Below are 14,748 nucleotides of genomic sequence, written 5' to 3' on the forward strand. Positions count from 1 at the left end.
CATCTTAGTTTTCATTTCCGATTCAGTTCTCATTTTTTACTGAATGCTAAGCAATCAGTGTTTCTCTGTATAAATCTCTAAAGCATTAGCTCGGGAAGTCGATATAATTATTAGCTATCAATTTGGTGAATGTGTTTATTTGAGACCAATTGAAGCTACAGCCTATTGCTTGACCGAAATAACAGAGACAGGGAGTCACCAATGCGTGAAGATTCATTCACCCAGAAACGCAAATATTACCGCTTAAAGTACCCTCAAAAGGCTCGTCCGGTGATGCGAATTAAGGATGAGCTTTTTCATGTCAGCGAAGTTTCTGAAAAGGGTGTACGCCTGATGATGCGTAACATCATTCCGGTTTATCGTGGCTTTTCAATGGCCGGCACCTTGAGGTTGCATGACAACAACAGTATCGATATTAGCGGTGCTGTATTGCGACAAGAAGGTGACGAAGTGATCGTTCAGTTATCACAAGGTCCGAGCTTCAAAGATATGGTGTCTGAACAACGCCACATTAGGCAAAGATACCCAGTGTTTTTTGCTAGCCTCAGAGTGGCATAGAAAGCTTTTAAAGTTAGATTCACTCATCCAAGCCGATATTAAAAAGCCCAGCACTTTCACAAGTGCTGGGCTTTGTTCTATCTATAGCCCAGATTCTTATAAACCAAAGGCGATACAGGTAAAGCTAATGAGCTTAGTTCGCCTTATAGCTCGTCTACTGTAGTCCAAACTGCGGCTAGCATATCGTGACCAAACGCGACACTTCGTTCTGGAGACCAGCCGTAAAGTTCGTCAGCGTGACTGATGTGATCTTTAAATGGCATCTCGACGGTGTAAGCCAAACACTTGAATTGCTCACCAATCCAGTTTGTGCCAACTGTCATGTTTGCTTTGCCTGGTTCGTCTTTATCGTAACCAAATTCATCTTGGAACTCTGGCGTGATAGTGAGCAGTGCTTGCTTGAAGTGGCTCTCTAGCTTCGCGATGCGCTCGTTGTATGAAGGCGTGCCTTCGCTGCCTGCTACAAAGTTATATGGAATCGCTTCATCGCCATGAATATCTAGGCACAGGTCAACGCCCGTTTCTAGCATACGCTCGCGAACAAGGAATACTTCTGGGCTGCGTTCCATAGAAGGTGATTGCCATTCGCGGTTCAGGTTTACGCCAATCGCGTTAGTACGCAGGTGACCGCGGATGCTGCCATCTGGGTTCATGTTTGGTACAACTCTGAACACAACGCTGTCTAGAAGAGAGCGACCAACCGTATCTGTTTCATCAAGTAGGCGTTGTAGCAGGCCTTCGATCAGCCATTCAGCCATCGTCTCGCCAGGGTGTTGGCGACCAATAACCCAGATGTTTTTCTTCTCTTCACTTGGCTCGCCGATGGTTAGCAAAGTGATGTCGTTGTTGTCTAGCGTCTGACCTAGAGTTTCAAGCTTACAAGCAGGGTGCGTTTGAGCATTGTGCAGAAGATCTTGGTGACGATCGTATGAGTACGGCGCGAAGTACGCGAAGTACATTGAATCGTGTTCAGGGATGATATCGAAGCTTAATGTATCGCCATCGAACTGAGATGGGATACGGAACCACTCTTCACGGTCATACGATGCAACTACATCGTAATCTTTCCAGCCTTCAGGGTAGGCAGATGTTGCCAATTGACCGATTTCAAAGTGGTGAGATTGTTGAGCTTCACTTTCTAAGCGGAAGTGAAACCACTGAGAGATTTCAGTTTGGTAGTCTGCTGGGATCGTCAGTTGAATGTTTTGTGGTGAATCTGCAGAAACGACGTGAATGTTGCCGCTTTCGAAATTGCTGAAAATTTTCATTGTAGTTTTTATCTCGTAGTTGAGTTGCCGTAAGACTAGCACACTTTTTTTCGAGCAAACCACTAACTAAATCGTAATGAGATGTTATTTCAACTATCTACTTTTTAGTTCTCTACTTTGAGCAGTACTTCCTATCTATCGACGCTGACAAGTTGTACACCCACGACAGGCTGAACGTGTGTGGCGATCTAACTTGCTGCGTTGAACCTTACAATAAGCGTTTTTCAGCGCTCTTCTTCCTGAGAACCAATCATCGGGTTTTGACAGGATCAGATAACCATTAAAGCGTTTCATAAGCTCGACTCTATTTTGGTCGATGAACTTGCTATCAAAGCCAATTTCGAAGTAATCAAGCGCTTGTTCAATCGAGGTGAAACTCGCCATTTTTTGTTGGAATTCTGTTTGGTTCATTGAGTGAGGAGTTTATGAAAAATAGATAGCCAATATTGTAATAGATTTACAATTTACTTCTTTGACTTAGAAAGCCGTTTTGTCTCGTTGATGTTAGATTAATCAATAATAGATATTTAGCCGTCGATTCTTATTTGGTGGGTGATTGTATCTGGTGGGGAATAATTTCGTGAAGTGCCCTTGGGTTCTCATAAAGGTTCAATCTTTGTTCCTCAGAATGCGATTTATGATCCAAATCAAACTGATCTACCCCTAAAGTACTATTCTGATCTTAATTGTAACCAATTGTTGAAGATGATTAAGAATTATGACAATAAAAAAACGTTATATCGCACTAATAGCGGCGGTTGGTATAGGTATTGGCTGGTTAACCTTAGGGGGAACTGCAGCCGTTATGCACTATACATCGAGCACTGAGTTTTGTGTTTCTTGCCACACAATGGAAGCACCCCACAAAGAATACCAAGGTTCTGTACACTTCAGTAACGCAAAAGGCATTCGAGCTGAATGTGCCGATTGCCACATTCCAACTGATCCGATTGACTACGTGATCACCAAAGTAAGAGCGTCCAAAGACATCTACCACGAATTTATTTCAGGTAAGATAGACACGCCTGAGAAATATGAAGCACACCGTGAAGAGATGGCTGAGACAGTTTGGGCTCAATTCCGCGAGAATGACTCAGCGACTTGTCGCTCTTGTCACGAATTCGATGCAATGGAAGAGTTCGAGCAATCTCGTGATGCAGCAAAAATGCATGCTTATGGTCGTGAAAATAACCAAACGTGTATCGATTGTCACAAAGGCGTTGCACATTTTGCTCCTGAAGCTCAGCTAGATAGCAAAGCGTTCGATACCCTGATCGCATTTACGAAAAACACGCCAGCAGATGCGAAAGTGGTTTACCCAGTAACCGATATCGCAATGGGTGACTTCGGCAGTGTAAACCCAACAGCAGAACTGCAAGTGGTTAAGGCTGAAGGCGACAACCGTACTGTGACTTTGAATGCATTCCAAATGAAAGGTGCAGAGCAAGTGCTTTACTTCGGTGAAGGCCAACGTGCAATCGTTGCGACATTGACAGACAAAGGTCAAGAAGCACTGACTACTGGTGACTATAAAGCCGATGCTTACGGTAACGAGTGGCGTTCAGTTGCGCTAACGGGTGATATCACTTCTCCAGTTGTCGATAAACTAGACCCAATCTGGTCTTACGCAGAAGAGTTGGACAACGTTTACTGTGCAACGTGTCACGCGAAAATTCCTTCAAACCACTTCACTGTGAATGCTTGGGGACCTGTTGCGAAAAGTATGGGCGACCGTACAGACATTTCTGAGCAAAACCTTGAGCTGCTGACTAAGTACTTCCAAAACCACGCGAAAGACGTTGTTGGTCACTAAAGAGAATTAGAAGGATAAAATTATGACTAATATGACACGTCGTGGATTTATGAAAGGCACAGGTATTACAGCTGGTGCGTTGGCATTCACATCTTTGACGCCGATGAGCGCAATTGCTTCGGACAAACGTGGTTCTGGTGTTCTAACATCAGGTCGTATGGGACCAATGCTGTGTGAAGTGAAAGATGGCAAGTTAGTGTCGACGACGAATGCACTGGCACAAACGGTTCCAAATAGCCTGCAGACCACAGGCCCTGATCAAGTACACACCAAAGCGCGTGTTAAGTACCCTATGGTTCGTAAAGGCTACTTGGCTAACCCATCTGCACCTGAAGGTGTACGTGGTAGTGATGAATTTGTTCGTATCTCTTGGGATGAAGTGTACAAATTGATTCACCAACAACACTCACGTATTCGTCAAGAGCACGGTGCGGAATCTGTATTCGCAGGCTCTTATGGCTGGCGTTCAAGTGGTGTTCTGCACAAAGCGCAAACGCTTCTACAACGTTATATGAGCATGGCTGGTGGTTACTCTGGTCACTTAGGTGATTACTCAACAGGTGCTGCGCAAGTTATCATGCCGCACGTTGTGGGTTCGATTGAGGTGTATGAACAGCAGACGACTTACCCAGTTATCCTTGAGCACAGTGATGTGGTGGTACTTTGGGGCCTAAACCCAATTAACACCTTGAAGATCGCTTGGAGCTCAACCGACTGTGCAGGTCTTGAGTTCTTCCACCAGTTGAAGAAGTCGGGCAAGACAGTGATTGCGATTGACCCAATGCGCTCTGAGACTATCGAGTTTTTTGGTGACAACGCAGAGTGGATTGCTCCTCACCCAATGACTGACGTAGCCATGATGATGGGTATCGCACACACGTTAGTGAAACAGGGCAAGCACGATAAAGAATTCTTGGGTAAATACACAACAGGTTACGACGTATTCGAAGCTTACTTGATGGGTAAGGAAGACGGCGTAGAAAAATCTGCTGAGTGGGCGTCTGAGATCTGTGGTGTGCCAGTGAAGCAGCTTGAGCTACTTGCGGATATCTTCAGTAAGAACCGTACTATGCTGATGTCTGGCTGGGGTATGCAGCGTCAACAATACGGTGAACAACGTCACTGGATGTTGGTTACGCTAGCGACAATGCTAGGTCAAGTTGGCTTGCCTGGTGGTGGTTTCGGTCTTTCTTACCACTACTCAAACGGTGGTAACCCTGCTCGTGATGCAGGCGTACTTCCTGCGATTTCAGCGTCACTTGGCGGTGGTTCTTCGGCGGGTAACGATTGGGCTGTTTCAGGATCTGTGAACGCATTCCCTGTAGCGCGTATTGTTGAAGCGCTAGAAAACCCGGGTTCAAGCTACCATCACAATGGTCACAACCTAACGTTCCCAGAGATCAAAATGATCTGGTGGGCAGGCGGTGCGAACTTTACTCACCACCAAGATACCAACCGCTTGATCAAAGCTTGGCAAAAGCCTGAGCTGATTGTTATCTCAGAACCTTACTGGACAGCAGCAGCTAAGCACGCGGATATTGTTCTGCCAATTACTACATCGTTTGAACGTAATGATATGACGATGACGGGTGACTACAGTAACCAACACTTAGTGCCAATGAAGAAAGTGGTTGAGCCACAAGGTGAAGCTCGTAACGATTTCGATGTATTTGCGGACATGTCTGAGTTACTTGCTCCGGGTGGTCGTGATGTGTACACCGAAGGCAAGACCGAGATGGAATGGCTGTATGGTTTTTACAAAACCGCACAGCAAGGTGGTCGTGGTCAGCGTATCGTAATGCCTAACTTCAGCAAGTTCTGGGAAGATAATCAGTTGATCGAGATGAAGTGGAACGAGAAGAACGCACAGTTTGTTCGTTACGCTGATTTTCGTGAGAACCCAATCATGAACCCACTAGGTACACCAAGTGGCAAGTTCGAGATATTCTCAAGAACCATTGAAGGTTACCAACTAGATGATTGCCCTGCACACCCAACTTGGTTAGAACCAACAGAGTACACAGGCAACGCTAAAGATGGCGAACTGCAACTGATGACAGCGCACGCCGCGCACCGTCTGCATAGCCAGTTCAACTACGCGAAGATCCGCGAAGAGTATGCGATTGCAGACCGTGAGCCGATTTCAATTCACCCTGAAGATGCGAAAGCTCGAGGCATTAAAACGGGTGACTTGGTTCGTGCACATAATGGTCGTGGACAAGTATTGGTGGGTGCATTAGTGACGGATGGCATCAAACAAGGCTCTGTATGTATCCATGAAGGCGGTTGGCCTGATTTAGATAAAGACACAGGTCTATGTAAAAACGGTGGCTGTAACGTGCTTACGTTGGATATCCCGACTTCTCGTTTGGCGAATGGCTGTGCTGCAAACTCTGCGCTTGTGAAGATTGAAAAATACACAGGTCCAGTATTAGAACTCACGGCATTTGATCCACCTAAAAACGGCTAATCTTTAACAAGTAATAGCTAACTGAATGAAGCCAGCCTAATCGCTGGCTTTTTTTGATCCTTTTCTTGCGACGAAGACTATTACTCAGTGTCGGCTAGACAATCCATAATAATCAATGACATCTAAGCGAGAAATAAACTCATGAATCGAATCAATCCAAAGAAACTACTTCGCAGTAAATGGACGGCCGTTAGCCCTGTAAAGAAAGAAAAACACTTTATGGTCACAGAGGTAGAGTTTGAAGAAGGGGAGGTTATTCGTTGTTTGATAGAAGCGGTGATGACCAAACGAGAAGAAGACATCAATTGGCGAGAGCTTACTGATAATCAAAATTGGCTCCCAGGCTGGAAGTAGGGCTAGAAGCCTGTTTGATCAGAATCTGTTGTTCATGGTGAACTGCTGTTTATCGGATACTCGACGACTTCTGTTGCCAATATCTGAGCCCTTCAAGAACACCTTCCGCATGGGTTGCTCTACTCGTGTATACGTTGTCTCTATCCGATAGGTGAGCAACCTCTGGGTAATGGTTAGCAACCAGTATCGAGTTTACGCCTTCAATGGTGAGCATTGAGGTGTCGTTAGCTGAGTCACCTGCGACGCACACTTCTGCAACGCTCAAATCGTGTTGTTCGAGTAGGTGGTGAATCGCAGTCGCCTTGTTAACGCCTTTTGGTGTGATATCTAAGTACCAATCATGAGAGTAAGTAAGGTGAACATCTAATCCGTGGATCTCCAAACTAGATTCAATCAGTTCGTGTTGAGGCTCTGAAAGCTTTCCTTCAAAGGTGATCTTGTAATCGCCTTGATGGTTTTCTATGCGATCACCCATAAAATCAAGGGGGGCGAGAGCCGTCTCTACCCTTGATTTGTTCCAAGAAGCTTCCAGTTGGTTATGCCAAACATGGTCTGGTTTTTGGGAATGAACATGATGAATTTTGGTGCCCACATCGCTAATAATACTGTGTGGCTTCGGGTAGTTATCCGATTCTAAACCCATTCGAATCGAAGGTAATGTTCTTCCTGTCGCGATGATAAAGCGAATATCAGGTTGTTCTGTGAGGTAATCAAATAGCTGGTTAACACCGTGAGATGAGCCTCCATCAAGCGTACCGTCAAAGTCACACACCAACATTTTTATCATTCGAATTCCTTGTCTTTTTCTCTATTTCGTCACGGGAAAATGCTTATTTCTTTTATAAAGAATGGCTCAGCAATGAGCACTCTACAAGTTGAAGTTCAGCTTAGATAATCACCAATTGGCAGTTTGCAGCAAGTATCACAGTTGGTGTGACGTATTAAAATTCTTGGTTGAAAAGGTTGATTTCAACTCGCTGACTTTAGCCGGTTGACCTTTGGTTTTTAGGTAGAGATTGAGAGTTGATCTTATATTTTTTATCGAGCGAACTTTCGCCTCGGAAACATCATGAAAGCTTAATAAATAGTTCGTATTCGAATTGTTTGTGCACGAACTAATTGTGGCTTTTGTTGGTTCATTCAGCCTATTAATCACTCTAATGTAAAATTAATATTCAATAATCTACGACTACGTAATACATAATATTGGCCGTACGCTTATCTAATTTATCCCTTTTATTATCAGTGGCTTGCTTTGTTTTTGCTTATTTTTTGGTCTTGTTGTTGCTGGTCTGGTTTCAGTCTGTTGCCTTGTTTTACCGAGCGAAGAACCTTGATTTACACGTGTCAATTACTTAGAGTGCTAATTGTTTTTCGGGTTTAAATAACCAATTTAAGTTTAAATAACTGAGAAAGGATTAGATTACATGGATCCCATACTGGAAGTTAAGGGACTGTACAAGGTGTTTGGTGAAGACACCGACCGTGCTTTTACAATGATTAATGAAGGCGCAAATAAAGATAAAGTTTTCGAAGAAACAGGGCTAACGATCGGCGTTAACGATGTTTCTCTTAGTATCCAAGAAGGCGAGATTTTCGTCATAATGGGACTGTCAGGATCTGGCAAATCAACCCTAGTACGCCTTCTTAACCGCTTGATCGAACCAACCAAAGGCAATGTGCTTCTTCGAGGCAAAGACATTGCCCACATCTCAGAAGATGAACTCCGCGAAGTTCGCCGCAACAACATCTCGATGGTTTTCCAAAATTTCGCTTTGATGCCGCATATGACGGTCATCGAGAATGCCGCATTTGGTCTAGAGCTTGCGGGTGTTGAAGTTGAGCAACGAAAGCAATCAGCACTTGAAGCACTTGAACGTGTTGGCCTTGGCGCATATTCAGAATCTTACCCAGATGAACTATCTGGTGGTATGAAGCAGCGTGTTGGTTTGGCTCGTGCACTAGCATGTGACCCAGATATCTTGTTGATGGATGAAGCGTTCTCGGCGCTCGATCCTTTGATTCGTACAGAAATGCAAGATGAGCTTATTCGCCTTCAAAATGACGATAAACGAACCATTGTTTTTATCTCGCATGATTTGGATGAAGCGATGCGTATCGGTGACCGAATTGCGATTATGCAAAATGGCGAAGTGGTTCAAGTGGGCACACCAGACGAAATTCTTAACAACCCAGCGAACGACTATGTCGAAGCCTTTTTCCGTGGTGTAAATGTCGCAAGCGTACTTACTGTGAAAGACATTGCGCGTAAGAAACCGGCTGCGGTATTTAAAAAGTCAGAACACGACGGCCCAGCTTCCGCTCTGCAAATCCTAATGGATAACGACCGTGAATACGGCATCGTTGTTGAGAAGAGCAGCCTTTACTCCGGCATTGTTTCTATTGACTCTCTTCGCAAAGCTCACAAAGAGAACAAATCATTAGTGAGCGCGCAGCTCGATGATGGACTAACGCTGAACCCTGATTTACCAATCAATGATGTGCTTGGCCTAGTTGGTGGTGTGCCTTACTCAGTGCCTGTTGTGGATGAGCAAGGTAATTACTTTGGCGTGGTGACTAAGTCACGACTGTTACAAACATTGGATAAGGGGTAGATCATGTCGTCTGAACAAACAAATAATGACCCATGGTCTCAATCGGCTCCTGCAGCTCAACCTGCAAGTGATCCTTGGGGTCAATCCGCTGATACCTCACCGTCAGCGGATTGGTTAAGCAGCGAAACCGTTGAAACGACACCTTTTGATCCACTTGACCCTTTTGCAGAGGCTGTGCTGCCTGTTGACACTTTGGTTGAGTCTGGACTGAATTGGTTAGTTGAGCACGGACGCCCATTATTCCAGGCAATCCGTGTGCCTATCGATTTTATCCTAAGTTCATTTGAAACGGCGTTGGTGTCTACGCCAGCACCATTCATGTTGATCATCTTGTTTCTAGTGGCATGGCAGTTTTCAAACTTGAAGCTTGGCGTTGCAACGGCCGTATCTTTGACTTTCATTGGCTTGATTGGCGCTTGGTCTGAAGCAATGACCACATTGTCACTGGTCATGACATCCGTATTCTTCTGCCTATTGATTGGCTTACCCATGGGGATATGGCTCGCTCGAAGTAACACGGCGGCTAAATTCGTGCGCCCAATTTTGGATGCTATGCAAACCACACCAGCCTTCGTTTATTTAGTACCGATCGTCATGTTGTTTGGTATCGGTAACGTTCCGGGTGTCGTGGTGACCATCATATTCGCACTTCCTCCTGTTGTTCGTTTGACCATCTTGGGTATTCAGCAAGTTCCGGAAGAATTGATCGAAGCGGGTCACTCATTCGGTGCAAGCAAAAAGCAGATGCTTTACCGAATTCAACTGCCACTTGCATTGCCAACTATCATGGCGGGCGTGAACCAAACACTGATGTTGTCGCTATCTATGGTGGTTATCGCATCAATGATTGCGGTAGGCGGTTTAGGTCAAATGGTACTGAGAGGTATTGGCCGTTTAGATATGGGACTGGCCGCTGTTGGTGGCTTAGGTATCGTTATCTTAGCCATTTTATTAGACCGCATCACCCAAGTACTGGGTGTCAACGCTGGTAATACAAAATTACGCTGGTATCGCATGGGACCTGTTTCCCTTGTACTGAATGTACTTAATCGCGGTAACAAATCAGAACTTCAATTAAGGAAAAACACTAATGAATAATTCATGGAAGAGTAAACTCGCAGTAAGCATCGTTTCTACATTAGCGGTATCGACTAACGTGTGGGCAGCAAGCCTACCGGGTGATGGCGTATCAGTTCAGCCTGTTCAATCGTCTGTAGCGGAAGAGACATTCCAAACATTGATCGTTAACCGTGCTCTAGAAGAACTGGGTTATGACGTGAAATCAACTCAAGAAGTGGACTACAACGTAGGCTACACCTCGATTGCAAAGGGTGACGCAACGTTCCTAACGGTAGGTTGGTTCCCGCTTCATGCTGATAAATACACAATGGCAGGTGGTGATGAGAAATTCTACCGTGAAGGCCAATATGTAAGCGGCGCTGCTCAAGGTTACCTAATTGATAAGAAAACGGCTGAAAAGTACAACATCACCAACATTGGTCAATTAACTGATCCAAAAATCGCGAAGCTGTTTGATGCGGACGGTGATGGCAAAGCAGACCTAACAGGCTGTAACCCAGGTTGGGGTTGTGAGATGGTGATTGAACACCAACTTTCAGCGTTCAAACTGGACGATACGGTAACTCACAACCAAGGTAACTACGCTGCAATCATTGCAGATACAATTTCTCGTTACCAAAAGGGTGAATCAATCCTTTACTACACGTGGACACCTTACTGGGTAAGTGGCGTATTGGTGCCTAACGAAGATGTAGTTTGGTTAGAAGTTCCTTTCTCAGCACTTCCTGGCGAGCGTTCGAACGTGGATACGACGCTATCTAACGGCAAAAACTACGGCTTCGAAATGAACTCAATGCGCATTATTGCGAATAAAGAGTTTGCTAAGAACAACCCATCAGCAGCGAAGCTTTTTGAAATCATCAAACTTAACATCAATGATGTAAGCGCTCAGAACATGATGATGAGTAAAGGTAAGAACAGCTCTGCTGATATCGAAGCGCACGTAAACGGTTGGATCAAAGCGAACCAAAGCACGTTCGATGGTTGGATTACAGAAGCGAAGAAAGCAGCACTGTAACTTTGACTTGTATTTGTTCTGTCTTACCAGACACTTTGATTTGAAATGATGAGCGTGTTGAGTGATTGTGTAGAGTCACTCAATCACCTTCAAACCAAGTGAAAGGGCGACAAGAGTGAACATTATAAAGCCAGCAGTCCATTTGGATTGCTGGCTTTTTGTTTTCTGTTTCTATTTTTGAGCTTCTAGCTGTTAATTACAGCTCTAGCGTTCGCCTTGAACTTCGAAGTTGTCGCTGACTAAGCGAGCGCAGCCATCGGCTTCAAGTGCCCAGTGTTCATGATGTACAACGCCAAACGCTTTGTTCATTGTCCAACTCGCGGTAAGAATGTAACCGCCGTCTGGGTGCTCTTCCCATTTTACATCGGTGTAATCAACGTCTTTGAAACCTTGGTCGATGATGTTTTGCCAAAATGCTTGAATCGCTTCATGACCTTCAAAAGTACCAAATGGACGCGCTTCCATTACACAGCTTTTAGTATATTGATCGGCACAACCTTTCGCATCTTGGTTGTTGAAAGCCTTTTGCCACGCGTTAATGCCTTGCTTACATGCTTCTAAAATTTGGTGGTCTAACATTGTCTTTCTCCATAACAGTCTTGTTTCGAGCACTGTCTTTTTTATTTGGTATTTCGATAAGTTGAATTGAGTTTAGTCTTGGAAATTGATTTTAAAAACAGAGATAATGGAAAATACTGTTTGTAAAAAGAGAACAATAAGATGAGTAAGCTAAAGCAGATGTCGATTTTCGCTCATATCGTAGATCAGGGTTCAGTCTCGGCTGCGGCTGAAAAGTTAGAGTTGTCTAAATCTGTCGTCAGTCAACATCTCAAAATTCTAGAACAAGAGTTAGGCGCCTCTCTCCTTAAACGCACAACACGAAGACAAACTTTGACAAGCATGGGTGAGCGCTTTTATTTGAGTTGCAAAGACATCAATGTGATCGCTGAATCGGCTTGGGATATGGCAAAAGCCGAGCTAGAAGAGCCACAAGGCCGGATTCGTATCACAGCTCCGAATGCCTTGATGGATTTATTGGTAGCGCCTGTTATTGCCGATCTGATGAAACAATATCCGAAGTTAAAGCCAGAACTGATAAGCGACGATCAGCATTTAGACTTCATGGAGCACGATATTGATCTCGCGGTACGAGTGGGCAGTTCTCGTGACAGTAACTTAAAGCAAAAGCGTTTAGGTGAGTTTAAAGATGTGTTATGTGGCGTTGAAAGCATGCGTGAACGTGAGCTTGAATCGATTCCTTACATTGCAAACTCTTGGCAGGGAAAGCAGGTGACTCATCATTTTAGTTCTCAAACTGAGCAGGACTTTGTCTACCAACAGCAAGCTAGTTGCGTCACCAATTCGTTCCACAGTTGCCTTGCACTGATTAAATCAGGTGTTGGTATCGGTGTGATTCCAGATTTCTGCATTCCTCAGTTATTTGGTGATGTTGTCGACGTGCTGCCAAGCTTTGAATTACCCACCAACACGGTTTATGCGCTAAACCCATTTGCTTCAAATACGCCTATCGCCATCAAGCTGTGTATCCAAGCGTTGGAAGAAAAGCTTAAGCAGAATTTAGTATAAGCTTTCTATCGTTGGTAAAATCCGGTGCTTAACCATATTTACTAATAAAAGAAATAACATGTTTATTACTCAGTAATTCGATCTTGTCGATAGTCAGTACGCAATAGCGGTAGTTTTTGTTTTTGAAGGTGATGTTCGACTTTTGTTCTGTTGGTTCTGAAAACTTCCATATTTCAAATCCGATGTTCTTCATAAGTTCCAATGCACTTGGGTTCTTTATGATCATGGAATACTTTTTAATCTTAGTGTTTCTTGCAAGAAGCTTCATATCGGAAATCAGGTTCGCAATAGATTGTTCGCGCTTCTCAGAGTGACCGCTAACCACAATGTAATTTAAGTTATGATTAGACTCTAAAGAGCAAGCTTGCTTAATATGTAGATGCTTATTTTGGTATTGCTCGAACACCTCTTCGTTGAAGAAAAAACCTAGGCTATGACTAACAATATCGCCATTAACATCGACCATTTTTCTGCCATGCGCCTTTTTTTCACTGCAATAGAGAAACAGATCTATGGTATCAAGGGCTGAAGGATCCATCTTTGTATATTGTGAAATCAGCTTTATTCTATCTATTACTGCTTTGTCATTCTGATCTGTCATTAGTGGCATGATCTGACAGTCGCAGCCTTCTTCTATTTCCCCTTTAGAGATAGACGATATTCGGCTTTGAAACGAAAAGAACCTCTCACGAAGGAAGTCTTCAAGTAATGCACTGTCTTCGTTATCTTCTGAATCAAAGGATTTCAACGTTGTATACAAGTCCAGACCAAGGCAGTCCAATAGCTTTAGGGCTTTGTAATTACTTGGTTTTACTTTGCTATTTTCCCATCGATTTATCGTTACGACATCTACAGAGCTGAATTCATCATCTAAGTGATTAATGTATGCCGCAAAATCCTTTTGCGTTAACTTCAATTTTTTGCGCGCTTCGCGCAGTAATTGCGGAAATTTCATCATGGTAGAATATTCATTTTTGATTAGTGACATTACGTTCCGATTAGTCAGATAGTCTATTTTATCAATCGTTAATATACAGTAGCTATAATATTTATTTTTGAATGTAATATTACATTTTTTAGCAGAAGGTTCTGAAAACTTAAATACTTCAAACCCCACACTCTTCAAGAGTCTCATCATATTGGGGTCTTTTACTAAAACAGAATATTTTTTAATGTTTTTGTTCTGAGAAAGTAACTGTATATCTGAAACTATATGCTCAATAACATGATCTTTTGTCTCTGAGTGTGAGCTTATATTAAAATAATTTATGCTTTTGCTTGAATTTAAAGAGCAGGCCATTCTTAGATCTAGCTCTTGAGTTTTTAATGTTTCAAATTGATGGTCTTCAAAGAAAAAGCCTACGTTGTGACTCACAATGTCACCATCTACATTGATCAGTTTGTGACCATGTGCTTTTTTCTCACAGTAGTAGAGATATAAATCAATTTGGTCCAATGGCGAAATATCGACTTTTGTGAATTTAGAAAGTAGTTTGATTCTGTCGATAACGCCAGTGTCACACGGCTCTGACATTAAAGGCCGTGACTTAAAGTTGCGTTTGCCTTGTTGTTGATTCAGGCCTGATAGAGCTGAAATTCTACTTTGAAATGAGCCATAGGATTCGTTTAAAAACAGTTCGATTAGTGTGTCTTTTTGTTCGGATTTAAAGCTCTTTATTGTCTCAAACAAATCTCCGCCAAGGTACTGTAAGATCTTGAGTGCTTTGTATGTACTAGGCTTTACCTTACTGTTTTCCCAACGATTTATCGTTACGACGTCAACCGCATTAAACTCGTCGTCCAGCTGATTTAAGTAGGTTGCAAACTCTGTTTGTGTAAATTGAAGTTCCTTTCTGAAGTTACGTAACAACTGTGAAAACTCACTCATTAAAACATTAACCTTCTGATAATTAACTCAATGTCTTGATTCTAATTTAGACATCAGATTCTCTATTTAACATCTTCAGTAATTTGTTTTTTACAGA

Annotated in this window: 13 protein-coding genes; 8 read left to right on the top strand and 5 right to left on the bottom strand. The window is 43.3% G+C overall.

All coding sequences use genetic code 11. The features are described 5' to 3' along the window. The first annotated feature begins 201 nt into the window (after positions 1-201). Positions 202-558 carry a hypothetical protein gene (locus AB6D06_RS04915; protein ID WP_017060329.1) on the top strand — a complete coding sequence of 119 codons (357 nt, stop codon included), beginning with the start codon at positions 202-204 and terminating at the stop codon, positions 556-558. 143 nt (positions 559-701) lie between these two features. Here the strand turns inward: AB6D06_RS04915 and AB6D06_RS04920 are convergent, their stop codons facing one another. Further along, complete coding sequence (locus AB6D06_RS04920; RefSeq protein ID WP_372109979.1) at positions 702-1,826, bottom strand: M14-type cytosolic carboxypeptidase; 1,125 nt, start codon at positions 1,824-1,826, stop codon at positions 702-704. A 135-nt stretch (positions 1,827-1,961) separates the two neighbouring features. Further along, entirely contained in the window at positions 1,962-2,237 is a 276-nt protein-coding gene (locus AB6D06_RS04925; protein WP_017065367.1) for a nitrogenase-stabilizing/protective protein NifW, read from the bottom strand. 307 nt (positions 2,238-2,544) lie between these two features. On the opposite strand from AB6D06_RS04925, the gene AB6D06_RS04930 reads away from it, so the two are divergent. The 3 genes from AB6D06_RS04930 to AB6D06_RS04940 all read left to right on the top strand — a co-directional run bounded on the left by AB6D06_RS04930 (position 2,545) and on the right by AB6D06_RS04940 (position 6,463). Further along, on the top strand, positions 2,545-3,639 hold the full coding sequence (locus tag AB6D06_RS04930; RefSeq protein ID WP_017060332.1) for a NapC/NirT family cytochrome c: 1,095 nt from the start codon (positions 2,545-2,547) through the stop codon (positions 3,637-3,639). Between the two features lie 22 nt (positions 3,640-3,661). Beyond that, entirely contained in the window at positions 3,662-6,109 is a 2,448-nt protein-coding gene (locus AB6D06_RS04935) for a molybdopterin guanine dinucleotide-containing S/N-oxide reductase (protein ID WP_017060333.1), read from the top strand. A 141-nt stretch (positions 6,110-6,250) separates the two neighbouring features. Beyond that, positions 6,251-6,463, top strand: a complete 213-nt coding sequence (locus AB6D06_RS04940) for a TIGR02450 family Trp-rich protein (protein ID WP_029236446.1) — start codon at positions 6,251-6,253, stop codon at positions 6,461-6,463. 49 nt (positions 6,464-6,512) lie between these two features. On the opposite strand, the gene AB6D06_RS04945 is transcribed toward AB6D06_RS04940, so the two are convergent. Continuing rightward, entirely contained in the window at positions 6,513-7,250 is a 738-nt protein-coding gene (locus AB6D06_RS04945) for an HAD-IIB family hydrolase (protein WP_372109980.1), read from the bottom strand. A 640-nt stretch (positions 7,251-7,890) separates the two neighbouring features. Here AB6D06_RS04945 and proV point away from each other — a divergent pair. The 3 genes from proV to proX are packed head-to-tail and all read left to right on the top strand — an operon-like array spanning position 7,891 to position 11,176. Further along, complete coding sequence (gene proV / locus AB6D06_RS04950; RefSeq protein ID WP_372099713.1) at positions 7,891-9,078, top strand: glycine betaine/L-proline ABC transporter ATP-binding protein ProV; 1,188 nt, start codon at positions 7,891-7,893, stop codon at positions 9,076-9,078. Between the two features lie 3 nt (positions 9,079-9,081). Further along, entirely contained in the window at positions 9,082-10,176 is a 1,095-nt protein-coding gene (proW, locus tag AB6D06_RS04955; RefSeq protein ID WP_372099714.1) for a glycine betaine/L-proline ABC transporter permease ProW, read from the top strand. Next, the gene (gene proX, locus AB6D06_RS04960; protein ID WP_017065955.1) at positions 10,169-11,176 is read left to right on the top strand and encodes a glycine betaine/L-proline ABC transporter substrate-binding protein ProX; all 1,008 of its coding nucleotides are present in this window, start codon (positions 10,169-10,171) and stop codon (positions 11,174-11,176) included. The genes proW and proX overlap by 8 nt, the downstream gene beginning before the upstream one ends. A gap of 204 nt (positions 11,177-11,380) precedes the next feature. Here proX and AB6D06_RS04965 read toward each other — a convergent pair whose 3' ends face one another. After that, positions 11,381-11,755, bottom strand: a complete 375-nt coding sequence (locus tag AB6D06_RS04965; RefSeq protein WP_372109981.1) for a nuclear transport factor 2 family protein — start codon at positions 11,753-11,755, stop codon at positions 11,381-11,383. 141 nt (positions 11,756-11,896) lie between these two features. Here AB6D06_RS04965 and AB6D06_RS04970 point away from each other — a divergent pair, with 141 nt between their 5' ends. After that, entirely contained in the window at positions 11,897-12,763 is an 867-nt protein-coding gene (locus AB6D06_RS04970; RefSeq protein ID WP_372109982.1) for a LysR family transcriptional regulator, read from the top strand. Between the two features lie 28 nt (positions 12,764-12,791). On the opposite strand, the gene AB6D06_RS04975 is transcribed toward AB6D06_RS04970, so the two are convergent. Further along, the gene (locus AB6D06_RS04975) at positions 12,792-14,651 is read right to left on the bottom strand and encodes a helix-turn-helix domain-containing protein (RefSeq protein WP_372109983.1); all 1,860 of its coding nucleotides are present in this window, start codon (positions 14,649-14,651) and stop codon (positions 12,792-12,794) included. Positions 14,652-14,748 lie beyond the last annotated feature (97 nt).

It is taken from the genome of Vibrio sp. 10N.239.311.G01 (genome assembly GCF_041465805.1).
GTDB classification, from domain to species: domain Bacteria; phylum Pseudomonadota; class Gammaproteobacteria; order Enterobacterales; family Vibrionaceae; genus Vibrio; species Vibrio crassostreae_C.